This window comes from Streptomyces sp. Ru72, from assembly GCF_002920635.1.
GTDB lineage: Bacteria > Actinomycetota > Actinomycetes > Streptomycetales > Streptomycetaceae > Streptomyces.
Genome location: NZ_PQSR01000065.1, coordinates 1 through 24,860, shown reverse-complemented (window position 1 = coordinate 24,860; position 24,860 = coordinate 1). Strand labels below are relative to the sequence as shown.

General features: G+C 72.0%; 28 protein-coding genes and 2 pseudogenes. 18 read left to right on the top strand and 12 right to left on the bottom strand.

Features of this window, described 5'->3' with window-relative positions; translation table 11 throughout:
* Positions 1-6 precede the first annotated feature (6 nt).
* Positions 7-258, top strand: coding sequence for a LapA family protein (locus C3488_RS26070; protein ID WP_103843348.1), 252 nt, complete (start codon positions 7-9; stop codon positions 256-258).
* A 24-nt stretch (positions 259-282) separates the two neighbouring features.
* Positions 283-828: a GNAT family N-acetyltransferase gene (locus C3488_RS26065; RefSeq protein ID WP_103843347.1), complete on the top strand. Its 546-nt coding sequence runs from the start codon at positions 283-285 to the stop codon at positions 826-828.
* 35 nt (positions 829-863) lie between these two features.
* Here C3488_RS26065 and C3488_RS26060 read toward each other — a convergent pair whose 3' ends face one another.
* Positions 864-2,558, bottom strand: coding sequence for a cytosine permease (locus tag C3488_RS26060; RefSeq protein ID WP_103843346.1), 1,695 nt, complete (start codon positions 2,556-2,558; stop codon positions 864-866).
* A gap of 122 nt (positions 2,559-2,680) precedes the next feature.
* Complete coding sequence (locus C3488_RS26055; protein WP_103843345.1) at positions 2,681-3,034, bottom strand: VOC family protein; 354 nt, start codon at positions 3,032-3,034, stop codon at positions 2,681-2,683.
* Positions 3,035-3,137: 103 nt separating this feature from the next.
* Here C3488_RS26055 and C3488_RS26050 point away from each other — a divergent pair, with 103 nt between their 5' ends.
* Together C3488_RS26050 and C3488_RS26045 are read left to right on the top strand one after the other, a co-directional pair.
* Positions 3,138-3,623: a phage holin family protein gene (locus C3488_RS26050; protein ID WP_181139199.1), complete on the top strand. Its 486-nt coding sequence runs from the start codon at positions 3,138-3,140 to the stop codon at positions 3,621-3,623.
* A 6-nt stretch (positions 3,624-3,629) separates the two neighbouring features.
* The gene (locus tag C3488_RS26045) at positions 3,630-4,667 is read left to right on the top strand and encodes an SDR family oxidoreductase (RefSeq protein ID WP_103843344.1); all 1,038 of its coding nucleotides are present in this window, start codon (positions 3,630-3,632) and stop codon (positions 4,665-4,667) included.
* Between the two features lie 60 nt (positions 4,668-4,727).
* On the opposite strand, the gene C3488_RS26040 is transcribed toward C3488_RS26045, so the two are convergent.
* Positions 4,728-5,684, bottom strand: a complete 957-nt coding sequence (locus C3488_RS26040) for an LLM class F420-dependent oxidoreductase (protein WP_103843343.1) — start codon at positions 5,682-5,684, stop codon at positions 4,728-4,730.
* A 188-nt stretch (positions 5,685-5,872) separates the two neighbouring features.
* Here C3488_RS26040 and C3488_RS26035 point away from each other — a divergent pair, with 188 nt between their 5' ends.
* The 12 genes from C3488_RS26035 (at position 5,873) to C3488_RS25980 (ending at position 13,878) form a co-directional block, all read left to right on the top strand.
* Positions 5,873-7,216, top strand: coding sequence for an NAD(P)/FAD-dependent oxidoreductase (locus C3488_RS26035; RefSeq protein WP_103843367.1), 1,344 nt, complete (start codon positions 5,873-5,875; stop codon positions 7,214-7,216).
* Positions 7,213-9,060, top strand: a complete 1,848-nt coding sequence (locus tag C3488_RS26030) for a transketolase (protein WP_103843342.1) — start codon at positions 7,213-7,215, stop codon at positions 9,058-9,060. The genes C3488_RS26035 and C3488_RS26030 overlap by 4 nt, the downstream gene beginning before the upstream one ends.
* Before the next feature lie 14 nt (positions 9,061-9,074).
* Complete coding sequence (ligD, locus tag C3488_RS26025) at positions 9,075-9,995, top strand: non-homologous end-joining DNA ligase (RefSeq protein WP_103843341.1); 921 nt, start codon at positions 9,075-9,077, stop codon at positions 9,993-9,995.
* Positions 9,996-10,068: 73 nt separating this feature from the next.
* Positions 10,069-10,404: a gas vesicle protein gene (locus C3488_RS26020; RefSeq protein ID WP_103843340.1), complete on the top strand. Its 336-nt coding sequence runs from the start codon at positions 10,069-10,071 to the stop codon at positions 10,402-10,404.
* A gap of 42 nt (positions 10,405-10,446) precedes the next feature.
* The gene (locus C3488_RS26015) at positions 10,447-10,869 is read left to right on the top strand and encodes a gas vesicle structural protein GvpA (protein ID WP_103843339.1); all 423 of its coding nucleotides are present in this window, start codon (positions 10,447-10,449) and stop codon (positions 10,867-10,869) included.
* The gene (locus C3488_RS26010) at positions 10,866-11,630 is read left to right on the top strand and encodes a GvpL/GvpF family gas vesicle protein (RefSeq protein ID WP_103843338.1); all 765 of its coding nucleotides are present in this window, start codon (positions 10,866-10,868) and stop codon (positions 11,628-11,630) included. The genes C3488_RS26015 and C3488_RS26010 overlap by 4 nt, the downstream gene beginning before the upstream one ends.
* A 4-nt stretch (positions 11,631-11,634) precedes the next feature.
* Entirely contained in the window at positions 11,635-11,898 is a 264-nt protein-coding gene (locus C3488_RS26005) for a gas vesicle protein GvpG (protein WP_103843337.1), read from the top strand.
* Positions 11,895-12,251: a hypothetical protein gene (locus tag C3488_RS26000; protein WP_103843336.1), complete on the top strand. Its 357-nt coding sequence runs from the start codon at positions 11,895-11,897 to the stop codon at positions 12,249-12,251. Before C3488_RS26005 ends, C3488_RS26000 begins: the two co-directional genes overlap by 4 nt.
* Positions 12,248-12,574 carry a gas vesicle protein gene (locus tag C3488_RS25995; RefSeq protein WP_103843335.1) on the top strand — a complete coding sequence of 109 codons (327 nt, stop codon included), beginning with the start codon at positions 12,248-12,250 and terminating at the stop codon, positions 12,572-12,574. The genes C3488_RS26000 and C3488_RS25995 overlap by 4 nt, the downstream gene beginning before the upstream one ends.
* A complete protein-coding gene (locus C3488_RS25990) occupies positions 12,571-13,401 on the top strand; it encodes a GvpL/GvpF family gas vesicle protein (protein WP_103843334.1) in 831 nt (276 codons plus the stop codon). The genes C3488_RS25995 and C3488_RS25990 overlap by 4 nt, the downstream gene beginning before the upstream one ends.
* Positions 13,398-13,592 carry a gas vesicle protein gene (locus C3488_RS25985; RefSeq protein ID WP_103843333.1) on the top strand — a complete coding sequence of 65 codons (195 nt, stop codon included), beginning with the start codon at positions 13,398-13,400 and terminating at the stop codon, positions 13,590-13,592. Before C3488_RS25990 ends, C3488_RS25985 begins: the two co-directional genes overlap by 4 nt.
* A 1-nt stretch (position 13,593) precedes the next feature.
* Positions 13,594-13,878: a gas vesicle protein K gene (locus tag C3488_RS25980; RefSeq protein WP_103843332.1), complete on the top strand. Its 285-nt coding sequence runs from the start codon at positions 13,594-13,596 to the stop codon at positions 13,876-13,878.
* A gap of 58 nt (positions 13,879-13,936) precedes the next feature.
* Here the strand turns inward: C3488_RS25980 and C3488_RS25975 are convergent, their stop codons facing one another.
* The 3 genes and pseudogenes from C3488_RS25975 to C3488_RS25965 all read right to left on the bottom strand — a co-directional run bounded on the left by C3488_RS25975 (position 13,937) and on the right by C3488_RS25965 (position 16,654).
* A complete protein-coding gene (locus C3488_RS25975; protein ID WP_103843331.1) occupies positions 13,937-14,107 on the bottom strand; it encodes a hydrophobic protein in 171 nt (56 codons plus the stop codon).
* Between the two features lie 41 nt (positions 14,108-14,148).
* Positions 14,149-14,964, bottom strand: coding sequence for a class I SAM-dependent methyltransferase (locus C3488_RS25970; RefSeq protein WP_103843366.1), 816 nt, complete (start codon positions 14,962-14,964; stop codon positions 14,149-14,151).
* Between the two features lie 168 nt (positions 14,965-15,132).
* Positions 15,133-16,654, bottom strand: a pseudogene (locus tag C3488_RS25965) (bifunctional phosphatase PAP2/diacylglycerol kinase family protein).
* A gap of 472 nt (positions 16,655-17,126) precedes the next feature.
* Here C3488_RS25965 and C3488_RS25955 point away from each other — a divergent pair.
* The gene (locus tag C3488_RS25955) at positions 17,127-18,746 is read left to right on the top strand and encodes an ABC-F family ATP-binding cassette domain-containing protein (protein ID WP_103843328.1); all 1,620 of its coding nucleotides are present in this window, start codon (positions 17,127-17,129) and stop codon (positions 18,744-18,746) included.
* Positions 18,747-18,786: 40 nt separating this feature from the next.
* Here C3488_RS25955 and C3488_RS25950 read toward each other — a convergent pair whose 3' ends face one another.
* Positions 18,787-19,893 (bottom strand): Vms1/Ankzf1 family peptidyl-tRNA hydrolase, encoded by a 1,107-nt coding sequence (locus tag C3488_RS25950; protein WP_103843327.1) that lies wholly within the window; start codon positions 19,891-19,893, stop codon positions 18,787-18,789.
* On the opposite strand from C3488_RS25950, the pseudogene C3488_RS25945 reads away from it, so the two are divergent.
* Positions 19,873-20,239, top strand: a pseudogene (locus C3488_RS25945) (DUF6158 family protein). The gene C3488_RS25950 and the pseudogene C3488_RS25945 overlap by 21 nt on opposite strands.
* Positions 20,240-20,359: 120 nt before the next feature.
* Here C3488_RS25945 and C3488_RS25940 read toward each other — a convergent pair.
* The 5 genes from C3488_RS25940 to C3488_RS25920 all read right to left on the bottom strand — a co-directional run bounded on the left by C3488_RS25940 (position 20,360) and on the right by C3488_RS25920 (position 24,433).
* Entirely contained in the window at positions 20,360-20,899 is a 540-nt protein-coding gene (locus tag C3488_RS25940) for a type 1 glutamine amidotransferase domain-containing protein (RefSeq protein ID WP_103843365.1), read from the bottom strand.
* Positions 20,900-20,904: 5 nt separating this feature from the next.
* Entirely contained in the window at positions 20,905-21,603 is a 699-nt protein-coding gene (locus C3488_RS25935; RefSeq protein WP_258053643.1) for a diguanylate cyclase, read from the bottom strand.
* Positions 21,600-22,040: a CBS domain-containing protein gene (locus C3488_RS25930; protein ID WP_103843325.1), complete on the bottom strand. Its 441-nt coding sequence runs from the start codon at positions 22,038-22,040 to the stop codon at positions 21,600-21,602. The genes C3488_RS25935 and C3488_RS25930 overlap by 4 nt, the downstream gene beginning before the upstream one ends.
* A gap of 87 nt (positions 22,041-22,127) precedes the next feature.
* On the bottom strand, positions 22,128-22,520 hold the full coding sequence (locus C3488_RS25925) for a DUF2795 domain-containing protein (protein WP_103843324.1): 393 nt from the start codon (positions 22,518-22,520) through the stop codon (positions 22,128-22,130).
* A 113-nt stretch (positions 22,521-22,633) separates the two neighbouring features.
* On the bottom strand, positions 22,634-24,433 hold the full coding sequence (locus C3488_RS25920) for a thiamine pyrophosphate-requiring protein (RefSeq protein ID WP_103843323.1): 1,800 nt from the start codon (positions 24,431-24,433) through the stop codon (positions 22,634-22,636).
* Positions 24,434-24,860: the final 427 nt, after the last annotated feature.

The following is a 24,860-nucleotide window of genomic DNA, read 5'->3' as shown; positions in this document are numbered from 1 at the left end:
GGGTCCATGAGCCCGAAGACCTCCCGCAGGGCCGCGACGAGCGGCGGGACGGACCAGGGGCGGCAGGGCCTCACGCCGCGCAGGGTCGCCGTCCTGGTGCTGGCCGCGCTCGTGCTGGTCTTCGTCTTCGAGAACACCCAGCGCACCCGGATCCGGCTGTTCGTGCCGCTGGTGACGATGCCGCTGTGGCTGGCGCTGCTCGGTACGGGGGTGATCGGGGCACTGTGCGGCGCGCTTTTCGTCAGCCGACGCCGGTGACGGCGGATCACGTACGGTATCGCCGTGTCCGACACCCGTGAATACCTCGCCGAGGGCCCCCGCGTGGGCATACGCCCCTTCACCCACGGCGACGCGGCCGAGTTCACCGCCCGGGCCCGGGAGAGCAGGGAGCTGCACCACCCCTGGCTGTTCCCGCCGACCACCCCCGAGGAGTACGCCGCCTACGCGGGGCGGCTGATCGAGGACCCGACGAGGGCGGGCTTCCTGGTGTGCGAGAAGGAGACCGGGGCCATCGCCGGGTACATCAACATCAACAACATCGTCCGGGGCGGCTTCCAGAGCGGGGCGCTCGGTTACGGTGCCTTCGCGCACGCCGCCGGGCGCGGGCTGATGACGGAGGCGCTGAACGTCGTGGTGCGGTACGCGTTCGGGCCGCTGGGGCTGCACCGGCTGGAGATCAACGCGCAGCCCCGCAACACCGCCTCGATCGCCCTGGCCCGGCGCTGTGGCTTCCGCCTGGAGGGCTTCTCACCGGACATGATCTTCGTCGACGGGGCCTGGCGGGACCACGAGCGCTGGGCCATCACCGCCGAGATGGTCCGCACATGAGCGGGACCTGAGCGGTGATGGCCCCCGTACGGCCGTCAGTCCGCCGACCGTACGGTGGGCGTCGCGAGGCTCACCGGCCCGCTGCGCCTGCCGCTCTTGCAGGCGTCGTGGCAGTCCTTCTCCAGGCTGCAGCACAGCGAGCAGACCGCGCCGGAGTGGAACGGGCACCCCGCCATGTCGGGGCGCTCGAAGGTGTCCGCGCACACCGAGCAGGTCAGCGTCGCCGCCGAGGGCAGCCCCCGCTCGTCGAGCAGCGGCTCGTCGAGGGCGTCGACGCGGGCGATGTAGTACCTGCCCTTGGTCGCCACCGCGAACAGCGGCGAGAGCACCATGGCCAGGAACAGGGCGATGAACGGCGAGTACGCCTTGCCGTAGGCACCGAACGCATCGAAGTAGGCGGCGATGGACACCGCCGAGGCGATCAGCATCGAGCCGAAGCCGACCGGGTTGAAGTTGTACAGGTGCGCGCGCTTGAACTCGATGTACGACGGGCTGAGCCCCAGCGGCTTGTTGATCACCAGGTCGGCCACGACCGCGCCGATCCACGCGATGGCGACGTTCGAGTAGAAGCCCAGCACCGTGTTGAGGAACCCGAAGACGCCGCCTTCCATCAGCGCGAGCGCGACACCGACGTTGAGGAAGATGTAGACGACGCGCCCCGGGTGACGGTGCGTCAGCCGCGAAAAGAAGTTCGACCAGGACAGCGAACCGGAGTACGCGTTCGTCGAGTTGATCTTGATTTGGGAGAGGATCACGAAGAACGTCGCCAGCCCCAGGGCGACCGGCGCCGCGAAGGTCCCGAACCCGTGCACGTACTGCTGGATGGGCTCGTTCGCCTTCGCGAGCCCCACACTGCCGGCGATGTAGAAGGCCAGGAACGCCCCGCCGATCTGCTTCGCCGCGCCCAGCACCACCCAGCCCGGACCGGCGGACAGCACCGCGCCCCACCACTGCCTGGCGTTCTCGGGCGTCTTGTCCGGCATGAAGCGCAGGTAGTCGACCTGCTCACCGATCTGCGCGATCAGCGACAGCGCCACGCCGGCGCCCGCGCCCACTCCCAGCATGCTGATGCTCGACCCGGTGGGCGAGTTGCCCGCGAAGTGGGTGAACTCCGAGAACTTCCCCGGCTCCTGGATCGCGATGGACACGAACGGCGCGACCATCAGCACCAGCCAGATCGGCTGGGTCCACACCTGCATCTTCGACAGTGCGGTCATGCCGTAGATCACCAGCGGCAGGATGATCAGGGAGCAGATGACGTAGCCGATCGCGAGCGGTATGTGCAGGCCGAGCTCCAGGGCCTGCGCCATGATCGAGCCTTCGAGCGCGAAGAAGATGAAGGTGAAGCTGGCGTAGATGACCGAGGTCAGGGTCGACCCCAGATAGCCGAAGCCGGCGCCCCGGGTCAGCAGGTCCATGTCGATGGAGTACTTCGCCGAGTAGTACGAGACAGGGATGCCGGTGAGGAAGATGACCACCGCCGCCGCCAGGATCGCCACCATGGCGCTGGAGAACCCGTTGGAGATCGCGATCGACCCCCCGATGGCGAAGTCCGCGAGGTAGGCGATGCCGCCCAGGGCCGTGGTGGCCACCACGTACGGCGTCCAGCGGCGGAAGGACTTCGGCGCGTAGCGCAGCGAGTAGTCCTCGAGCGTGTCGTTCCGCGTCCAGCCGTTGTACGTCCGGCTCGTGGTGTCCGGTGGCGTCTGCCTGTCGACGATGTCCGTCATGAACCTTCCCTCTTCCGCGAGCTCGCGTCACCTGCCCGAGGCCCGGGGCAGTGCGGTTGCACGGAAGAGTCCCGCCACAGTGTTTCCCTGCGATTTCGACGCCTTTACGAGGCTGGAGTGCGTCATTCCCCCTGACGCCGGTCCACGTACTCGTACACCGAACCGTCCGGATGCACGGCGATGAGGTTGCGGCCGACCGGGGTAGGCACCGGGCCGGCGACGATACGGGCGCCGAGGTCGCTCAGCACCCGGTGGGCCTCCTCCACGTCCTCCACCGCGATCGTCGCCGCCACCTTGCGCAGGATCTCCAGCTCGGACTCGGGCCCGCTCATCAGCAGGAAGAAGCCGACCGCGGCCACCGAGACACCGCCGCGCTCGAAACGGAGCGCGCGGGCGCCCGTCAGTCTCTCGTAGAAGGGGACCGAAGCCTCCAGGTCGTCGACGCAGATACGCAGCGTGGCTCCCAGAATCACCATGCCGACGAGCCTAGTTGCGACCTGGCCGGGAGAGAGATCGTTTCGCACCGATCCGGGCGCGCACCTGCCGTTACGCGTGCGCGGGCACGGGTACCCGGCGGACATGAACCGCTTGGATCACCTGGAACATCTGGACAAGCATCTGGTCGACGAGCTGGCGCAGGTGGCCCGGGAGGCCGTGCGCGAGGAGTTGCGCGAGCAGACCCGCAAGCAGCGCCGCACGGCCGCGCTCTACGCGGCCTCCGGCGCCACCGGACTGTACGCGGGCGCCGGGGTGGCGCTCGCCCTGGGTCTGGCGCTGGCGCTGGCACTGCCCGGCTGGGCCGCCGCGCTGATCACGGCGGCGGTGCTCGGCGTGGCCGCCTACCTGCTGCGCGGCGCCGCCCGCGCCGGCGGGCACGGAGCCGCGTCGCACCACGCCGCCTCCGGCCTGCGCGGAACGCCGCCCGCCGCCCCGCAGAGCGGGCTCGGGACGCCGTACCCGCCGATGCCGCACACCCCGCCCACGCCGGGCGTGACCGATCCGGCCGCGCCGGGTACCGCAGGTCCCGGAGCGGACCCCCAGGCACCGCAGCACCGGGCCCGGTGAGCCGCCATGGCCAAGGCATGGTCGGGAGCCCTGCCGAAGCGCCGCAGGGCAGTCGTGGTGACCGGGGCGAGCGGCGGTGTGGGCCGGGCCACGGCGGTGGCCTTCGCGTCCCGGGGCGACCGGGTCGCTCTGCTCGCCCGGGGACGCGAGGGCCTCGCCGCGGCCGCGGACGAGGTGCGGCGTGCCGGGGGTGAGGCGCTCGTCGTCCCCGTCGACGTGTCGGACGCGCGGGCGGTCGAGGACGCGGCGGAGCAGGTCGTCGAGGAGTTCGGGCGGATCGACGTCTGGGTCAACAACGCGTTCGCCGGTGTCTTCGCGCGGTTCACGGACGTCGCTCCGGACGAGTTCCGCCGGGTCACCGAAGTGACGTACCTGGGCTATGTGTTCGGCACCCGGGCCGCGCTGCGGCACATGCTGCCCGCGGACCACGGGACGATCGTTCAGGTAGGCTCCGCGCTGGCCTACCGGGGCATCCCGCTGCAGTCGGCGTACTGCGGCGCCAAGCACGCGATCCAGGGCTTCAACGAGTCGCTGCGCTGCGAACTGCTGCACGACGGCTCGAAGGTGCGCACGACGATGGTGCAGATGCCCGCGCTCAACACCCCGCAGTTCGACTGGGTGCTCAGCCGGATGCCGGGCCGGGCGCGGCCGGTGGCGCCGGTCTACCAGCCGGAGGTCGCCGCACGCGCCATCGTCCACGCGGCCGGGCACCCGCGGCGCCGGGAGTACTGGGTGGGCGGGTCGACGGCGGCCACGCTCATCGCCAACGCCGTGGCCCCGGGGCTGCTGGACCGCTACCTCGCCCGTACGGGGTTCGACGCTCAGCGCGACGAGGGTCAGCACGGCACCGCGGGCAACCTGTGGTCGCCGGCGGACGGACCGCACGGCCACGACTACGGGGCCCACGGCCGCTTCGACGCGGAGTCCCGTCCGGACAGCGTGGAGGAGTGGCTGTCCCGCAACCGGACGCGCATCGGGGCGGGGATCCTGGCCGGGGGCCTGGGTGCCGCGGTCACCGCGGCCGGCCTGCGGCGCCGTGGCTGAGCGCACGGACACGGGTGAACCCCGGGGGAGTACCCCGGGGTTCACCCGTGTCGACCGCGGTCACCGCGGCAGCTGCGGCAGCACCTTCGTCCGGTAGAAGTCGAAGAAGCCGCGCTGGTCCGGGCCGATCTGGTTGACGTAGACCACGTCGAAGCCCGCGTCCACGAACGCGGTGAGGGCGGACACGTGTTCGTCCACATCGTCGCCGCACACCCTGTTCTCCCGCACCATGTCCTCCGAGACCAGCGGCATCAGCTGCTCGAAGTGCCTCGGCGTCGGCAGCACCTGCCCCATCTCGCCGGGCAGCAGCTCGTTGGACCACAGCTCGCGGACCGTCCGCACGCACTCCTCGCGGTCCGTGCCGTAGCAGACCTTCGCGCCCCCGCTCACCGGCTTGGTGCCGCCGCCGCCCTTGCGGAACTGCGTCACCATCGACTCCTCGGGCATCATCGTGATGTAGCCGTCGCCGACGCGCGCCGCCAGTGCCGTCGCCTCGGGCCCGAAACCGGAGATGTCGATCGGGACCGGCTCGTCGGGAACCGTGTAGAGGCGGGCGTTCTCCACCTTGTAGTGGGTGCCGTGGTGGGTGACCTGCTCTCCGCTGAACAGCCGGCGCATGATCTGGATCGCCTCTTCCAGCATCTCCAGGCGCACGGTCGTGGGCGGCCAGGGATCGCCGAGGATGTGCTCGTTCAGCGCCTCACCCGAGCCCACGCCCAGCCGGAACCGGCCGCCGGTCATCACCGCGCTCGTCGCGGCGGCCTGCGCGACCACCGCCGGGTGCATCCGTACGGTCGGACAGGTCACCGCGGTCTCGACGGGCAACGACACGGCCTCCGAGAGGGCACCGATCACCGACCACACGAACGGGCTCTGGCCCTGTGCGTCGTTCCACGGGTGGTAGTGGTCCGAGATCCACAGCCGCTGGAAACCGGCCTGCTCGGCCATCCTCGCCTGTTCGATCAGATCCGCGGGGCCGAACTCCTCGCACGAGAGGAAGTAGCCGTACTCGGTCATGGGTGAACCTCCGGGGAGGGGGTACCGCGTCGGTCACCGGCCGGGTAACCGTGCGGGACCTGGACGAAACGCACGCCCGGCGGCGTTTGGGCGCCCTGACCCGGGGGACGCGGAAGGTCTCGCACGGGTGGCGCATCCGTGCGTCCGCCAGGCAGACGACGTACGCGCGAGAACGCCGGAGGCGCATCGTGAGTCGACCCCGCATCCTGATCGTCGGTGCCGGATTCGCCGGGTACCAGACGGCCCGCACCCTGTCCCGGCTGACCCGGCACCGGGCCGACATCACTCTGCTCAACCCGACGGACTACTTTCTGTATCTGCCCCTGCTGCCGCAGGTGGCCACCGGAATCCTGGAACCGCGACGGGTCGCCGTCTCGCTCTCCGGCACCCTGCGCAACGTCCGCCTGGTGCTCGGCGAGGCCGACGGCGTGGACCTCGACGCGCGCACCGTGCACTACACCGACCCGGAGGGCAACGGCGGCACCCTCGGCTACGACCGGCTCGTCCTCGCCGTCGGCAGCGTCAACAAGCTGCTGCCGATCCCCGGCGTCTCCGAGCACGCCCACGGCTTCCGGGGCATGCCCGAGGCGCTGTACCTGCGCGACCACGTGACCCGCCAGATCGAACTGGCCGCCACGTCCGACGACCCCAAGACCTGCGCCGCACGCTGCACCTTCGTGGTGGTCGGCGCCGGCTACACCGGGACCGAGGTCGCCGCCCAGGGCAAGCGGTACACCGACGCGCTCGTGCGCAAGCAGCCGCTGCGCCAGGGCATCAAGCCGCGATGGATGCTGCTGGACATCGCCCCGCGCGTGCTGCCGGAGATGGACGAGCGGCTCTCCCGCACCGCCGACCGCGTCCTGCGCAAGCGCGGCGTCGACGTGCGGATGGGAACCTCCGTGAAGGAGGCGACCCATGACGGAGTCCTCCTGACCGACGGGGAGTTCGTCGACACCCGCACGCTGGTGTGGTGCGTCGGCGTACGCCCCGACCCGTTCGTGGAGGGGCTCGGCAAGCCCCTGGAGCGCGGCCGGCTGCTCGTCGACCCCTACCTGCAGGTGCCGGGCCACCCCGAGGTGTTCGCCTGCGGCGACGCGGCCGCCGTACCCGACCTGGAGAACCCGGGCCAGTACACACCGATGACGGCGCAGCACGCGTGGCGGCACGGCAAGGTCTGCGCGCGCAACGTCGCCGCCTCCCTCGGCATCGGCTCCCGGCGCGCCTACCGCCACCGCGACCTGGGCTTCGTCGTGGACCTCGGTGGCCCGCAGGCCGCCGCCGCCCCGCTCGGCGTGCCGCTGTCGGGGCCGCTCGCCTCGGCCGTCACGCACGGCTACCACCTCGCCGCGATGCCCGGCAACCGCATCCGGGTCGCCGCCGACTGGCTGCTGGACGCCCTCCTGCCGCGCCAGGCCGTCCAGCTGGGGCTGGTGCGCTCCTGGTCGGTCCCGCTGGAGTCGTCCTCGCCCGAACTGGCTCGCGTGCCGGGAGGCAACGGCAACGGCAACCCGGGCAAGGAGGAACAGACATGAACACCCGTCAGCTCACCGAACTCGCCCAGCAGCTGCGCGTCGACAGCGTCCGCGCCTCCGCGGCGGCCGGCTCCGGGCACCCCACCTCCTCGATGTCCGCCGCGGACCTGATGGCCGTCCTGCTGGCCCACCACCTGCGCTACGACTTCGAACGGCCCGCCCACCCCGCGAACGACCGGTTCGTCCTCTCCAAGGGACACGCCTCACCCCTCCTGTACGCCGCGTACAAGGCCGCGGGCGCGATCAACGAGACCGAGCTGCTCACCTTCCGCAAACTGGGCAGCCGTCTGGAGGGGCACCCCACGCCGCGCCGGCTGCCCTGGGTCGAGACCGCCACCGGCTCCCTCGGCCAGGGACTGCCCGTGGGCGTGGGCATCGCGCTCGCCGGGCAGCGACTCGACCGCACCGGCTACCGCGTGTGGGTGCTGTGCGGCGACAGCGAGCTCGCCGAGGGCTCCGTGTGGGAGGCCGCCGAGCACGCCGGCTACGAGCACCTCGACAACCTGATCGCCGTCGTCGACGTCAACCGGCTCGGCCAGCGCGGACCCACCCGCCACGGCCACGATCTGGACGCCTACGCACGCCGCTTCAAGGCCTTCGACTGGCACACCGTCGAGGTCGACGGCCACGACGTCGAGGCCGTCGACCGGGCCTTCGCCGAAGCCGAGTCCACGGTGGGACAGCCCACCGTCATCCTCGCCCGCACCCTCAAGGGCAAGGGCGTCACCGCCGTCCAGGACCGCGAGGGCCAGCACGGCAAGCCGCTGCCGGACGCAGAGGAGGCGATCGCGGAGCTCGGCGGCGTACGCGACCTGCACGTCGAGGTGCAGGGGCCGCCCGCCGCGCGCATGCTGCACGCCGTGCAGGGCGGCCACCTGGAGCTGCCGCGCTACGACTTGGGGGACGAGGTTCCCACCCGCGACGCCTACGGCCAGGCGCTCGCCGCGCTCGGCAACGCGCGGGGCGACGTCGTCGCCCTGGACGGCGAGGTCGGCGACTCCACCCGCTCCGAGTACTTCGGCAAGGAGCACCCCGAGCGCTACTTCGAGTGCTACATCGCCGAACAGCAGATGGTCGCCGCCGCCGTCGGCATGGCCGCGCGCGGCTGGCTGCCGTACGCTTCCACGTTCGCCGCGTTCCTCACCCGCGCCCACGACTTCGTGCGCATGGCCTCGATCAGCGGCTCGGGCATCAACCTGGTCGGCTCGCACGCCGGTTGCGCCATCGGCCAGGACGGTCCCTCGCAGATGGGTCTCGAGGACCTGGCGATGTTCCGCTCGGTGTACGACTCGACCGTGCTGTACCCGTGCGACGCCAACCAGACCGCCCGGCTCGTCGCCTCGATGGCCGGCCGTGAGGGCATCCGCTACCTGCGCACCTCGCGCGGGAAGACACCGGTCATCTACGGGCCCACCGAGGAGTTCCCGATCGGCGGCAGCAAGGTGCTGCGCGCCTCCCATGAGGACCGGCTCACCATCGTCGCCGCCGGGGTCACCGTCCATGAGGCGCTGAAGGCCGCCGACGCCCTCGCCGGACAGGGCATCCGCGTACGGGTCATCGACCTGTACTCGGTCAAGCCCGTCGACCGCGAGACCCTGCGCGAGGCCGCCGACCGCACCGGCTGCCTGCTCACCGTGGAGGACCACCGCGAGGAGGGCGGCCTCGGCGACGCGGTGCTCGACGCGTTCCTCGACGGGCGGCCCGTACCGCGTCTGGTGCGCCTCGCCGTCCGTACGATGCCGGGCTCGGCGACCCCCGAGGAGCAGCTGCACGCCGCCGGCATCGACGCCGAGTCGATCGCAGCCTCGGCCCGGCTGCTGGTGGAGCACGCCGTGGTGCCGTGAACGAGGGGAGCCACATGAGCAGCACGCGGACCGTGCGGGCCGGCCGCCGCACGGTCGAGGTGCACCGGCCGGACAAGGTGCTCTTCCCCGGGAAGGGGAACGGGAAGGAGTACACCAAGGCCGACCTCGTGGCGTACTACCGCTCCGTCGCCCCGTTCATGCTGCCGCAGCTGCGGGGCCGGCCCCTGATGCTGGAGCGGCACCCGGACGGTGTGGACGGGCCCCGCTTCATGCAGAAGAACACGCCGGAGCACTACCCGGAGTGGATCCGGCGCGTCGAACTCCCCAAGGAGGGCGGCACCGTCTGCCACACCGTCTGCGACGACACCGCCACTCTCCTCTACCTCGCCGACCAGGCCTGTCTCACCCTGCACCGCTGGCTCTCCCGCGCCGACCGGCTCCAGCGGCCCGACCGTATCGTCCTCGACCTCGACCCGGCGGACGGCGACTTCGGCCAGGTACGCGCAGCCGCCCGGCTGGTGGGGGAGCTGCTGGACCAACTGAGGCTTCCGTCCGGCCTGATGACCACCGGATCACGCGGCCTGCATGTCGTCGTCCCGATCAGCGGCGACCACGACTTCGACGAGGCACGCGGGTTCGCGAGGGACATCGCCGACGTCCTGGCCTGTGCCCACCCCGACCTGCTCACCACCGCCGCCCGCAAGAAGGACCGCGGCGACCGCCTCTACCTCGACGTCCAGCGCAACGCGTACGCGCAGACCGCGGTCGCCCCCTTCAGCGTACGGGCGCTGCCGGGCGCACCGGTCGCGACGCCGCTGTCCTGGGGCCAGTTGGACGACCCGGATCTGAACGCCCGCCGCTGGACCATCGCCGACGCGGTGGACCAGGCCCGCACCGACCCCTGGGCGGACATGCCGCCCCGGGGGCGCTCCCTCGCACGTGCCCGGCGGCGGCTCGACGACCTGCGCGGTTGAAGCCCGGTTGCCGCCCTCGGGAATCCGAAGGTTTGGCCAACGCCCTTGTGGCCACCCGGTGGTGGAGGTGGCCATGTCGAACACATCACGTACACATTCACGCAACTCTCCCGAGAACAGCGACCGGGCGGACGGCCGGCCGAGCCCCATGGAGGTGCTGCGCCATGCGCGCGCCCAGTTCACGGAGCTCACCGGACTGGCCGCCGAGTCCGTGTCGTCCTTCGAACCCACCGAGGACGGCTGGACGCTCGAGATCGAGGTCCTGGAACTCGCCCGGGTCCCCGACACCATGAGTCTGCTCGCGAGCTACCAGGTGGACGTCTCCACCGACGGCGAGCTCACCGGGTACCGGCGCGTTCGCCGTTACGAACGCGGGAGGGCCGACCCACGCAGGGGCGGCGGCAGTTAGCCGCCGCACGCACTGACACACAGACAAGGAGGGCCGGTCGGCATGACCGTTGTCCCGGCACAGCAAACTTCTTCAGGCGGCTCCAGCGGCCTGTACGACGTCCTGGAACTCGTCCTCGACCGAGGGCTCGTCATCGACGCGTTCGTGCGCGTCTCCCTCGTCGGCATCGAGATCCTGAAGATCGACGTACGGGTCGTCGTCGCCAGCGTCGACACGTATCTGCGCTTCGCCGAGGCGTGCAACCGGCTCGACCTGGAGGCGGGCCCGCGCAAGAACCCCGGACTGCCCGACCTGGTCGGGGAGATGACGGAGTCCGGCGCGCGCGGCAAGTCCAAGGGCGCGCTGTCCGGCGCCGCCGAGACCATCTCCGACGCCTTCCGGCAGGCCCGCGAGGAGGCTCAGACCGAGCCGAGCCGGCGCACCCGTAAGTCGACGGCGTCGCGCGGGAAGGAGGAACAGGAGTGAGCACGTACGTCTACGGCATCGCCGCGGCCGACCACCCCTCGCTCCCGGACGGCATGGGCGGCGTCGGCGACCCGGCCCGGACGGTGCGCGTCCTGAAGCGGGGCGAGCTGGCGGCGATCGTCAGTGACGCCCCCGAAGGGCTGCGTCCCAAGCGCCGTGACCTGCTCGCCCACCAGAACGTACTGAGCGAGGCGGCCGCCGGCGGCCCGATCCTGCCCATGCGGTTCGGCAGCCTCGCACCGGACGACGACGCCGTCACCGGCGTCCTCGAAGAGCGCGCCGACCACTACCGGGAGCGGCTCGGCACCCTCGACGGCAAGGTCGAGTACAACATCAAGGCCAGCCACGACGAGGAGGCCGTCCTGCACCGAGTGATGGCCGAGAACCCCGAGGTGCGCTCCCTGGCGGAGGCCAACCGCAAGTCGGGCGGCGGAAGTTACGAGGAGAAGCTCAAGCTCGGCGAGATGGTGGCGGCGGCGGTGCAGAGCCACGAGGCCGAGGACGCCAGGGAGCTCCAGCGCGCCCTGGAGCCGGCCGCCGAGGCCGTCAGCGTGGGCCCCGAGTCCACCGGCTGGCTCGCCAACGTCTCCTTCCTGGTGGCGCGTGACACGGCCGACACGTTCCTGGCCGCCGTCGAACAGCTCCGCAAGGCACACCCCCACCTCGACGTGCGCGTCAACGGGCCGCTGCCGCCGTACAGCTTCGTCGAGCCGGGGCCGTCCGAGCCCGCGGGCAGCCAGACGGCCGCCGCCCAGGGGTGAGCGCATGGGCCTGATCGGTGAGGTGCTGATGCTGCCGTTCGCCCCGGTGCGCGGCAGCCTCTGGGCGGTGAGACAGGTGCTCGCCGAGGCCGAGCGGCAGTACTACGACCCCGCGGCCGTACGCGCCGAACTCGCACGGCTGGAGGAGAGGCTGGACGCGGGGGAGATCGACGAGGAGGAGTTCGACCGGCTGGAGGACGCGCTCCTGGACCGGCTGGAGACCGGTCTGGGCCGCGGCCCTGGAACAGCCGACGGGACGACACGATGAACCGACTGGAACTCGGCCTCGCCCTGGGGATCGCCTACGCCCTGGGGCGCAGGGGCAGGACGAAGACCCTGGAGACGACCCGGGCGACGACGGCCGGCCGCGACCCGGCCGTCGAGCGCCTCGAGCAGGAGGTGCGGGCCTATCTGCTCACGCGCGCCCAGCCCCTGCTCGCCGCCCTCGGGCGCCGGCTCGGCGCGCTCAGCGTCAGGCTCAACGACATCGCCGAGGGCGACAGTCCCGCGCTCAGGCGGGTCGCGCTCGCCCTGGGCCGCCATGTCACCCGGAACCGGGCCCGGTCGCTCGCCGCGGCCGGGCCCGAGCCCCGGGAACTCGAGGAGGGGAGCGGCCCATGACCACTCCAGGACGACTGCCCGACCCCTACGGGCAGGGCGGCGGAGCCAATCTCGCCGACATCCTCGAACGCGTCCTCGACAAGGGCGTGGTGATCGCCGGCGACATCCGGATCAACCTGCTCGACATCGAACTGCTCACCATCAAGCTCCGCCTCGTCGTCGCCTCCGTCGACCGGGCGAAGGAGATGGGGATCGACTGGTGGGAGACGGACCCGGCGCTCTCGTCCCGCGCCCGCAACAACGAACTGGCCCGGGAGAACGCCGAACTGCGCGACCGGCTGGCCGAACTGGAAGGCGCGCGCGGCGAGAAGGAGGCACCGTGAACGGACTGCGGTATGTGTACGCCGTCTGCCGCCCCTTTCACGCGGCGCTCGAGGACGGCCCGGCGGGCGTCGCGGGCGTGCCGCCCAGGCAGCTGGCACACGACGGCCTGGTCGCCGTCGTCAGCACGGTCCCGGAGCGGGACTTCGCCGAGGAGGCGCTGCGCGCCCATCTGGAGGACCTGGACTGGCTGGCCGCCACCGCCCGCGCCCACCAGGGCGTCGTGGACGCGCTCACCGCCGTCACCACGCCCCTGCCGCTGCGGCTCGCCACCGTGTTCCGGGACGACAGCGGCGTACGCGCGATGCTCCAGGAGCGCGCGGACGACTTCCACCGCGCCCTCGACCGTCTGGACGGCCGTGTCGAATGGGGCGTCAAGGTGTACGCAGAGACGGAACAGACGCAAGGACAGACGCGGAGTCGGACGCAAGGAACGGAAAGTCCGGGAGGGGCGGAAGGGGAAGGCCAAGGGTCCCAGTCGCCGCGGAAACCGGTCTCCGGCCGCGACTACCTGCGTCAGCGCCGTGTGCGCCGGCAGGCCCACGAGGAAATGCGGGAGAACACCGAGAGGTTCGCGCGCCGACTGCACGAGAATCTTTCCGATTGCGCCGAGGAATTCCGGCTGCACGCCCCGCAGAATCCCGCACTCTCGGGTTCTTCCGGTCGCAATGTACTCAACGCGGCCTATCTTGTGCCGCGTTCCGCGTCCGAGGCGTTCGTGACAAGAGTGGAGCAGGAGAAAAGCGGAATTGCCGGGGTGCGGGTCGAACTGACCGGCCCCTGGGCGGCGTACTCGTTCAGCGGCGTCGAAGGGCGGGAGGGGCAGTGACCGCCGGCGGACTTCAGCACCGTCAGGTCGCCCTGGTGGACCTGCTCGACCGGCTGCTGGCCGGGGGTGTGGTCATCACCGGTGACCTCACCCTGCGCATCGCGGACGTCGACCTCGTCCGTATCGACCTCAACGCGCTGATCAGCTCGGTCGGCGCCCAGGTGCCGGCCCCCTGGCCGGAGGAGCGGTGACATGGGCGACGGACGCAACCGACTCGACCTGGAACCCGACACCGTGGAGCGTGACCTGGTCAAGCTCGTGCTGACCGTGGTCGAGCTGCTGCGCCAGCTCATGGAGCGACAGGCGCTGCGCAGGTTCGACACCGGCGAGCTCACCGAGGACCAGGAGGAGCGCATCGGGCTCACCCTGATGCTGCTCGAGGACCGGATGGCCCAGCTGCGGGAGCGCTACGGACTGCGGCCCGAGGACCTCAATCTGGACCTCGGGCCGCTTGGATCGTTGCTTCCCCGGGAGTGATCGCCGAAGGATCACGGGAATCAGGTGCCCGGGCGGATCACCGCCCGGGCACCGCGATTCACCAGCGATACCAACGGCCCCGTCCGCCGGCCGCTGTAGTGCCGCGGGCCAGGAAGCCCACGAGCCAGACGACCAGTACTGCCAGGGCGATCCACCACAGTGCCTTCACGGCGAATCCGGCGCCGAAGAGAATCACGGCCAGAAGAAGAACGAGCAGGATCGGAACCATAGTCACACCTCCTGCCATTCAAGTTTCCCGAACAGTGGGAATCAGGCCTCTTTTCGGCAGAGAATTTCTCCGTGCAGCACCGAGAACCATCCGTCCTCATGCCGGCCCCATTCCCGCCAGGCCGCCGAAACGGCCCTCAGGTCTTCCGCGGTCGCATGGCCGCCTTCGGTCGCCCGGTCGGCGTAAGCGGAGGCGAGCGTGCGGTCCGCCCACAGCCCGCTCCACCAGGCCCGCTCCTCGGCGGTGGCGAAGGTCCAGGTGCCGGAGGTGGCGGTGACGTCCTTGATGCCCGCCCGCAGCGCCCAGGACTTCAGGCGCCGCCCCGCGTCGGGCTCGCCCCCGTTGGCGCGGGCGACCCGCTCGTACAGGTCCAGCCAGCCGTCCAGGCCCTGGGACGCCGGATACCACGTCATGGCCCCGAAGTCGGCGTCGCGCGCGGCGATGATGCCGCCCGGCCGGGTGACCCGGTGCATCTCGCGCAGCGCCTGCACCGGGTCGCCCACGTGCTGCAGCACCTGATGGGCGTGGACCACGCAGAACGTGTCGTCCGGGTAGTCCAGCGCGTGCACGTCCGCGACCGCGAAGTCCACATTGGTGACACCGCGGACGTCGGCCGCCGCTCTGGCCTGGTCCAGGATCTCCGGGGCGCGGTCGACGCCGGTGACATGACCGTCGGGAACCAGGGCCGCCAGGTCCGCGGTGATGGTGCCCGGCCCGCAGCCGATGTCCAGGATCCTCATGTGCGGCTTCAGCGATCCGAGGAGGTACGCCGCGGAGTTGGCGGCGGTCCGCCAGGTGTGCGAGCGCAGCACGGACTCGTGGTGGCCGTGCGTGTAGACGGCCGTCTCCTTCGGCATGACGATCCTCTTCCCCTCGTACGGACCGCGGGCGTCGCCGCGGGCGGTACGCATCACGGTAGGCGATCGAACCGAATTACGAGACGGCCATCTCATGATATGGACAAAGGTGGTCGCGACGCGCCGCGGCAGGTGCCGGGAGGCCACTGAACACCGGCGGCGCAGACGTCAGTCGGAGGGCAGCGGCCGGTAGACGGTCAGCGCCTCGGGAAGGGCCTCGAGCGTCACTTCGCCCTGGACGGCGGTGACCTCTCCGTCGTAGGCGAGAAGGGTGCCGGGGGCGACTCCGTCCAGGTGCAGTCGCCGGACCCGTAGGGCAGCGTGGAACGGTGAGCGCGACAGCGGACCCGCGAACGCGGCCGCCAGCAGTCGAGCGGCGGGCCGGCGCCCGCCGTGCACTACCCGCACGTCGAGCAGCCCGTCGGCCAGGTCGTAGCGACGGCCGGGCACCAGGCCCATGCGGTGGTAGGTGCCGTTGCCCGCGAACAGCAGCCACAGCGGGTGAGTGCGCTCGCCGACACGTACGGCCAGGGGGTGGCGATCGGCGCGCAGGACCCGCCAGGCGGCGAGCACACCGGCCGGCCAGCCACCGATCCGCGGGGACCAGCGTTCCCGCTCGCGCACCAGCTCCGGGTACACGCCGAGGCTGCAGGTGTTGAGGAAGCAGCCCTGGGTCTCACCCGAGGTGAACCGGCCCACGTCGACCCGGACGGCGTCGCCCCGTGTGAGGGCGCCCACCAGGTCACGCGGGTCCTCCACGCCGAGGTCCAGCGCGAAGTGGTTGAGGGTGCCGCCGGGGAGCACGGCGAGCGGGAGGCCGTGGCGCAGGGCGACGCCGGCCGCCGTGTTCACCGTGCCGTCGCCGCCGCACACACCGAGGACCCGGGCGCGGGCGGCCGCCTTCTCCAACTCGGTCAGGACCTCGGGCGGTTCGCACTCCACGGTCTCCGCGCCGGGGAGCGCGTCCCTGAGCGCCTGTACTCGGTCCCAGGTCGCCGCACCCTTGTTCACGACGACCACCAGCCCGGTGCCGTCGCCGAGCGCGGGCGCGAGGGGCTGCGGCGAGGCGGCGGCCTCGAGGGAGGGCCGGCGGTCGGACGGCGGCCGCAGATCGCGGGTCGGGACGAGGCCCCGTACGGCGTAGGCGGCGCCCACACCGAGGGCCGCGCCCGCGAGGACGTCGCTCGGGAAGTGGACGCCGGTGTAGACGCGGGAGACGGCGACGGCGGCGGCGAGCGGCGCGACGGCGGCACCCACGCCACGCGACTCCAGGGCGACACCGGTGGCGAAGGCGGCGGCCGAGGCGGAGTGGCCGGAGGGGAAGGACGTGGTGATCGGCTGCCGCTTGAGCCGGCGCACGGCGGGGACCGGATCGAGGACGGGACGGGTACGGCGGACCGAGCGCTTGCCGAGGGTGTTGATGGTGGCGGAGGCGAGCGCGAGGGAGGCGACACCGCGGGCGGCCGCGCGGCGGGCCCGGGGGCTGCGGGTGGCGGCGAGGGCGGCCGCGGTGGCGAACCACAGCACACCGTGGTTGGCGGCCCGGCTCAGACGGGGGAGCAGGGGGTCGGCGCCGGGCCAGTGGCGGGCGGCCACGGACTCGAACAATCGGCAGTCGAGGCCGAGGAGGCGGTCGCGGAGGGGGTGGTGGCCGGGGGGGCTGGGTGGTGAGGTCGACATCAGCGCTCATGGCCCTGCGGGTACCCCGACGAAGGCTTTTCGCCCCCGCCGCCCTTACCCGTCCCACCCCCAGGGGCTACGCCCCTTCAACCGAGACAGGGGCTCCGCCCCCGGCACCCGGCGGGGACTGCGTCCCCTGCACCCCTGTGGGGCTTCGCCCCCTGCACCCCTTGGGCTACGCCCCTTCAACCGCGACAGGGGCTCCGCCCCTGCACTCCTCGCGGGGACTGCGTCTCCTGTACCCCTCTGGGGCTTCGCCCCAGACCCTCTTGGGGGCCAGTCCCCCGACCCCCGCTCCTCAAACGCGAGGGGCTGATCCTTCCAACCTCGGCCGGCATCAGTCAGCCCGTCCGGCGTTTGAGGACGGGGCCGTAGGCCGGCAGCGGGGGTCTGGGGGCGCAGCCCCCAGGGACGGGACGGGTAGGGCGGCGGGGGCGAAAACCCTTTGCCCGGATCCGGCGGGGCCGCTGACAATGCGCCCCATGGGACACCTTGAAGCCGCGCACCTCGAGTACCACCTCCCCGACGGGAGGACCCTGCTCGGCGACGTGTCCTTCCGTGTCGGCGACGGCACCGTCGTCGCCCTCGTCGGCCCCAACGGCGCAGGCAAGACCACCCTGTTGCGCCTGCTCTCCGGCGAGCTGAAGCCCCACGCCGGCACCGTCACCGTCACCGGCGGCCTCGGCGTCATGCGGCAGTTCGTCGGGTCCGTCCGCGACGAGACGACCGTGCGCGACCTCCTCGTCTCGGTCGCCCCGCCCCGCATCCGTGAAGCGGCCCGCGCCGTCGACGCCGCCGAGCACGGCATCATGACCGTCGACGACGAGGCCGCCCAGCTCCGCTACGCACAGGCGCTCGCCGACTGGGGCGAGGCCGGCGGCTACGACGCCGAGACCCTGTGGGACATCTGCACCACCGCCGCACTCGGCGTCCCCTACGACAGGGCCCAGTGGCGTCAGGTCCGCACCCTCTCCGGCGGCGAGCAGAAACGGCTCGTCCTGGAGGCCCTGCTGCGCGGCGGCGACGAGGTCCTGCTCCTGGACGAGCCGGACAACTACCTCGACGTACCAGGAAAGCGGTGGCTCGAGGAACGGCTGGCCGAGACCCGCAAGACGGTCCTGTTCGTCTCCCACGACCGCGAACTCCTCGCCCGCGCCGCCGAGAAGATCGTCACCGTGGAGCCGGGGCCGGCCGGCGCCGACGCCTGGGTGCACGGCGGCAGCTTCGCCACGTACCACGATGCCCGCCGCGAGCGGTTCGCCCGCTTCGAGGAGCTGCGCCGCCGCTGGGACGAGAAGCACGCCCAGCTGAAGAAGCTGGTGCTGAACCTCCGCCAGGCGGCGACCGTCAGCCACGAGATGTCGTCCCGTTATCAGGCCGCCCAGACCCGGCTGAGGAAGTTCGAGGAGGTCGGCCCGCCGCCGGAGCCGCCGCGCGAGCAGAACATCACCATGCGGCTCAAGGGCGGCCGTACCGGCGTACGGGCCGTGACCTGTCAGGGTCTCGAACTCACCGGGCTGATGAAACCGTTCGACCTCGAGGTCTTCTACGGCGAACGGGTCGCCGTCCTCGGCTCCAACGGCTCCGGCAAGTCGCACTTCCTGCGCCTCCTCGCCGGTGACGACATCGCCCACACCGGGCAGTGGAAGCTCGGCGCGCGGGTCGTACCGGGCCACTTCGCCCAGACCCATGCCCATCCGGAGCTCCAGGGCCGCACGCTCCTCGACATCCTCTGGAAGGAGCACGCCCAGGACCGCGGCGCCGCCATGTCCCGGCTGCGGCGCTACGAGCTGACGGGCCAGGCCGAGCAGGACTTCGACCGGCTCTCCGGCGGCCAGCAGGCCCGGTTCCAGATCCTGCTGCTGGAACTCGAGGGAGCGACCGCGCTGCTGCTCGACGAGCCGACCGACAACCTCGACCTGGAGTCCGCCGAGGCTCTCCAGGAGGGGCTCGACAGCTTCGAGGGCACGGTCCTCGCCGTCACCCACGACCGCTGGTTCGCCCGCTCCTTCGACCGCTACCTGGTCTTCGGCGCGGACGGCCGGGTCCGGGAGACCTCGGAGCCGGTGTGGGACGAACGCAGAGTGGAGCGCGCACGCTAGGCGCACGCCCGGGGCACGGGGCCTGAGCCAGGCGTGCCGTCTACGCCCAGCGCAGCAGCGCGCCCACTCCGCCCACCGGGCCTTCCTGGCTCCCGGCGGCCGTCACCGAGACGGCCGCCGCGCCCGTCTCCACCGCGGAACGCAGCAGCGCGTCGTCCGCGCGGGCCGGCCAGGCGTGCCGCTCGCCCACCGCCTTGAGGTCCGTGCGGCGCACCGCGACCTGGTCCGGGTCCTCGCCGATCCACACCTCACGGCGGGTGTCCGGGCCGCCCGGATCGATCAGGAGCTCGTCGATACGGTGTTCGCGCACCGCCTCGATCACCGCCGGCACGCCCTCGACCGCGCCCGCACGACCCTCCTCGTCCGGCGTCCGGGCGGCCAGGAAGCGCTCCAGCTCCTGCTCGGCGCGGTGCTGCACATGCTCGGTGCGGATCCGCTCCACCTCCTCGTCCAGCAGCCGGCTGCCCGCACCGTGCCTCGTCTCGGCCACCTGGTCCTGCAGCCGGCGCGGCAGCCGCTCGTGCACCGAGCGCCGTTCGCGCTCCTCGCCGACCAGGACCACCAGGTCGGCGCCGGTCTCCTCCTGGCAGACGGCGAGCGCGTCCGCGATCTCCGCCGCGTTGTGCTCCCAGGTGTTCTCCACACGCAGCTGGAAGTGGCGCACCGACCAGTCGGCGCTGCTCGTACGGTGCAGCGGATGCTGCTTCCCGGTCACCGACCCGGCCTGCCGGCTGCCCAGGGCCCCGCGCAGCTCGAACTCGGCGCCCTTGCGGTCGATGTACGCCACCACGCACACCGGCTCCTCGTTCGCGAGCTCGAGCAGCGGCGCCGTGTGCGGCAGCGTGGCCCACTGCGCGGAGGAGCCCCGCGGCGGCGCGGCCAGCGGCGGATCGAGGACGACCTCACCCGCACGGGCGAACAGGGCCCTGCCGTGCGGCTCGGGGGAGTGGGCCAGGTCCTCGACCGCGGACTGCACGGCCCGGCACGTCGGCTCGTCCGCGCCCTGCTCGGCGAGCTCCCGGTACAGGGACTGAGCGGTCAGGGAGCGTTCGTGAGGCGTGGACTCCGTATGACGGGAGGTGTCGACGTATACGGAGGCCCAGGGGCCGGGATGTTCGTACAGTGGATGGAGAAAGGCGAGATCCATGGCTCCCTCCCGGATGCCGCTCGGGGTATTGCTTTTCCGGGCGGGTACCCGGACCGCACCGACGAACACGACGAGCGGGGTACCACCAATGACCGGAGTCGACCCGGGCCGGCTGACCGACCAGCAGCTCATGAAGGAGCTGGAGACGATCCACCGCACGCGCCACGACACGCTGCTCTACGGCTCGAACGACGCGCTGCGCGCGCACAACGACCGGATGGCGCAACTGGAGGGCGAATATCTCCGCCGCCATCCGCGCCGCCCGACCGCGGCCGGCCGCACCCGCGACGGCGCCCGGGAGCGCGGCACCTGTGAAGAAGCCCAGGAAGCCGAACCGACCCGCTGACCGCCTGCGCGAGGACCCGCCCCGCAGCCCCCGTCGGGGCCGCGGGGCGGGTCCTTTCCGCGTGTTCCGCCGGTCGGGCGATGCTCATGGGTTGTTCCAGCGGTTCAGGTGTTCAAGCGTTCAGGTGTTCCGGCCGGTGAACTCCGTCAGGATCGCCTCGTCGAACGCCTTCAGATCGTCCGGCTTCCGGCTGGTGATCAGCAGGTTGCCGTCGCGGTCGATGTGCACCTGCTCGTCGACCCAGGTGCCGCCCGCGTTGCGGACGTCCGTCCTCAGGCTCGGCCACGAGGTCAGGGTGCGGCCCCGTACGACGTCGGCCTCGATCAGCGTCCACGGGCCGTGGCAGATCGCCGCGACCGGCCGTCCCTGCTCGAAGAACGCGCGGACGAACCCGACCGCCTTCTCGTCCATCCGCAGGAAGTCGGGGTTCGCCACCCCGCCCGGCAGCACCAGCCCGTCGAAGGACTCGGCCTGCACCTCACCGACCACCGCATCCACCGGGAAGGTGTCCGCCTTGTCCAGGTGATGGAACGCCTGCACCTGTCCCGGCTTCGTCGACACCAGGACCGGCTGGTGGCCGGCGTCCTTCACCGCCTGCCAGGGCTCGGTGAGTTCCACCTGCTCCACGCCCTCGGGCGCGGTCAGGAACGCGATACGCATGATGTTCACAGTCCTTTCTCTGCCTGTGCGTGCCGTACGGCCGCATGCCACACGGCCTCGTCGCCCGCCTCCTCCCGCGCCTTCTCGTCGCGTGCCCGGCGCCGGGCGGCCCGGACACAGCGCAGCAACTCCTCGCCGTAGGGCAGGGCCACGCACGCACCGATCGCCGCCACGATGCCCAGGACATAGCCCCGTGGCAGCGGACGGCGCCGCCGCACCAGCCGCCACGCGCGCGGGTCGCCCCGGCCGCCGCGCAGCAGCGACCGCACCTGGTCGGCGTGCAGACATCCGAGCGCGGCGAGCGCCGCGAACGGCAGCGACTCCAGGAAGCTGTGGATGTGCTGCTCCACCGGCTTGACCTCGCGGTCGCTGTCCTCGGCGGTGCGCACGTCCCACAGCGCGGTCGCCTCGTGCACCGCGGTCCCGGCCAACTGCGCGCACAGCAGCAACGGATTGACCTCGTAGCGCAGGGTGAGCGCGATGGGCACGCCCACCTCGGTCATCATCAGCGCGTGGATCAACGACTCCTTCGTGCCGGAGGTGTCCTCGATCCCGGTGCGCCGGTGCATCACCCAGTCGGCGAGGCCCGGCGCGAACCAGAACGGCAACAGCCCGTACAGCAGGTAGCGGGTCGTCGCGTCGCCGACGTCCACGGTGGCGCCGTACGCACTGACGCGGTCGGCCCGGCCCCGGCGGCGGCTCACGCGGGCGCCCCGCCGCGCCCGCCTCCGGGCTCGGCCTGGCTGATGTCGGCGAGCACCGACGTCGGGTCCTGCGCGACGGCCAGGTCGCCCAGGCTCACCATGCCCACCGGCCGGCCGTCCTCGACGACCGGCAGCCGGCGGACGGCGTGCCCGCGCATGAGGTCCACGGCCGTGGACACCGGATCGCCGGGGCCGACCACCACAGGCTCGGGAGTGCACACCGCACGGGCGCTCACGGTCAGCGGGTCGGCGCCGTCAGCGACGGCCCGCAGCGCGATGTCACGGTCCGTGAGCACACCGACGACGCGACCGCCCTCGGCGACCAGGACGTCCCCGATGTCCTCGGCGCGCATCAGCTGCGCCGCCTCCACCAGTGAGGCGTCCGGGAGGACCGCCACGACGCCCGGCGTCATGACCTCCCTGACGAAATCAGCCATGCCCTGCTGTCCTTTCCTGCTTCCCCCGGCCGGCAGGGGGTGGGTGTGTCGACGGGACGACGCCCGCAGTACCCGCGCCTCGGACGCCTATGCGCTCCGGCCCGCCCCTTCGCCGCCCACGATCGCCTCGGCGAGCTCCTGTGCGTTGGCGTAGCGCGACGAGCGCGGCAGCCGCTCCAGGGGAGCGACCAGCGCGTCGGGGGCGTGGTGGCGGCGCAGGGCGTCGATCAGCTCGGGCGGGCGGCCCGGGAACGCCGTACGCCCCAGGATCCGCGCCAGCTCGAAGCGCACATCGGCCACGGACCGCGCGCCGCCCGGAATCACCGGACCGGCCCACACCGCCGGGTCGTCGTCGGCGGTCGGCTCGGGGTCGTGCCACTCCTCGGTGCGCGTCGGGTGGCCCGAGCGCAGCAGCCCCTGGAGTTCGTGCTTCATCTCGTCGTCGCGGTGGACGTTCAGGCGGTCGCTGCCTCGCTGCATGAGTCCCTCCATATGTCGCGTGGCCCCGCGTGTACCCGAGGGGCGGCGGTCGACACGGCCGCCCCACAGGTGATGGTCCGCTTTCGGCCGTGTCGGACCCTCGATACGGCTCCTCACGACTCCTTGTCGCCGCGTCCGGGCAGGAACTCCTGCACCTTCGCCTTGAACCCCTGGCGGATCATCCCGGCGCGGTCCGCGTCGCCCTTCAGGATCGAGGCCGCCGTGGCCTGCATCTGCTCCCAGCTGGCGTGCGGCGGGATCGGCGGCACCGCCGGGTCGGTCAGGAACTCGACGACCGCCGGGCCGTCCGCCTCCAGGCCCGCGCGCCAGCCCGCCTCGACGTCCTCCGGCTTCTCCACCCGGATGCCGGTAAGGCCCAGGGAGCGGGCGAAAGCGGCGTACTGCACGTCGGGGATCTCCTGCGACGGCAGGAACGACGGGGCGCCCTCCATCGCGCGCATCTCCCACGTCACCTGGTTGAGGTCGTGGTTGTTCCACACGCCCACCACCAGCCGCGGATCCTCCCAGCGGTCCTTGTACTTCGCCGCCGTGATCATCTCCGCGAGGCCGTTCATCTGCATCGCGCCGTCACCGACCAGCGCGATCACCGGCCGGTCCGGGTGGGCGAACTTCGCGCCGATCGCATACGGGACCCCGCTGCCCATCGTCGCGAGCGTCCCGGACAGCGACCCGCGCATACCCGGCCGCATCGTCAGGTGCCGCGCGTACCAGTTCGCCACCGAACCCGAGTCGGAGGTGACGATCGCGTTCTGCGGGAGCATCGGGTCCAGGGCGCGGGCCACGTACTCCGGGTTGATCGGGTCGGCGGACAGCTCCGCCCGCTTCTGCATGACCTCGTGCCAGCGGGACACGTTCGCGCACACGGTCTCGAACCACTCGCGGCCACGGTCCTTGTCCAGCAGCGGGATCAGGCGCTGCAGGGTCGCCCTGGCGTCGCCGACGAGGTTCACCTCGTACGGGTAGCGCATGCCGATCATGTGCGGGTCGATGTCGATCTGGACGGCCCGGGCCTTGCCGAATTCCGGCATGAACTGCGTGTACGGGAACGAGGAGCCGATGGTGAGCAGGGTGTCGCAGTCGCGCATCAGCTCGTACGACGGGCGGGTGCCCAGCAGACCGATCGAACCGGTGACGTACGGCAGCTCGTCGCTGAGCACGTCCTTGCCGAGCAGCGCCTTCGCCACCCCCGCGCCCAGCAGCTCGGCGATCTGCTGCACCTCGGTCACCGCGCCGGCCGCGCCCTGGCCGATCAGGACGGCCACCTTGTCGCCGGCGTTGAGGACCTCCGCGGCCTTCTCCAGGGACTCCTGCGAGGGGACCGCCGTCCAGGCGCTGCGGCCGAGGCTGGAGGGCACCATCTTGAACTCGTGCGTCGGCGGCGAGTAGTCCAGCTCCTGCACGTCTCCGGGGATGATCAGGGCCGTGGGGGCGCGGCGCGCGTAGGCGGTGCGGATCGCGCGGTCGAGGACGTTCGGCAGCTGCTCGGGGACCATCACGGTCTCCACGAAGTCCGATGCCACGTCCTTGAAGAGGGTGTGCAGGTCGACTTCCTGCTGGTAGGAGCCACCCATCGCCGTGCGGTGCGTCTGGCCGACCAGCGCGAGCACGGGCACGTGGTCGAGCTTGGCGTCGTACAGGCCGTTCAGCAGGTGGATCGCGCCGGGTCCCGAGGTGGCCGCGCACACACCGAGACGGCCGCTGAACTTGGCGTAGCCGACCGCCTCGAACGCGGCCATCTCCTCGTGCCGCGCCTGCAGGAACCGGGGCCGGTCCTCGGCGCGGCCCCAGGCGGCGAGCAGTCCGTTGATGCCGTCGCCGGGGTAGCCGAAGACGTGCTCCACGCCCCACTCGCGCAAGCGCGCCAGGACGTGGTCGGCGACCTTGGTGGCCATCGGGAACCTCCCGTGGGAAGAGGGGGCGTAGGGATCGCACCTGTCGAGTCACCCGGCCGGTGCGGGGAAAACCTGCCGCCCGACGGTGAGCCCGCGGGCACGGCGAGACCGTGAGGTGTCGGGGCGTGGGGGGCCGGGCACGCCTGCGAGCCGAACGGGGCGCCGGTCTGCGAGCCGCCCGGGGGCGCCGGGGAGGCGGCAGGCTCCCGCGCGATGCGTCGTCCGCGGCGCGCCGAGACCGGGCCGAAGACTTTCCGAAGACCGGTGTTTGCGGCGAATGCGCCCGGGCAGGCGCGACTCAGTGCTTCGGACAGGAGGCACGTCCGTGGGAGCGGTGAATCACGCCACGGTGTGCCCTGTCGCACCCGCCCGCCCCCTCCCACGGTGACCGTCCACCCAAGGCACCCAGCAAGGCACACAGGGGATA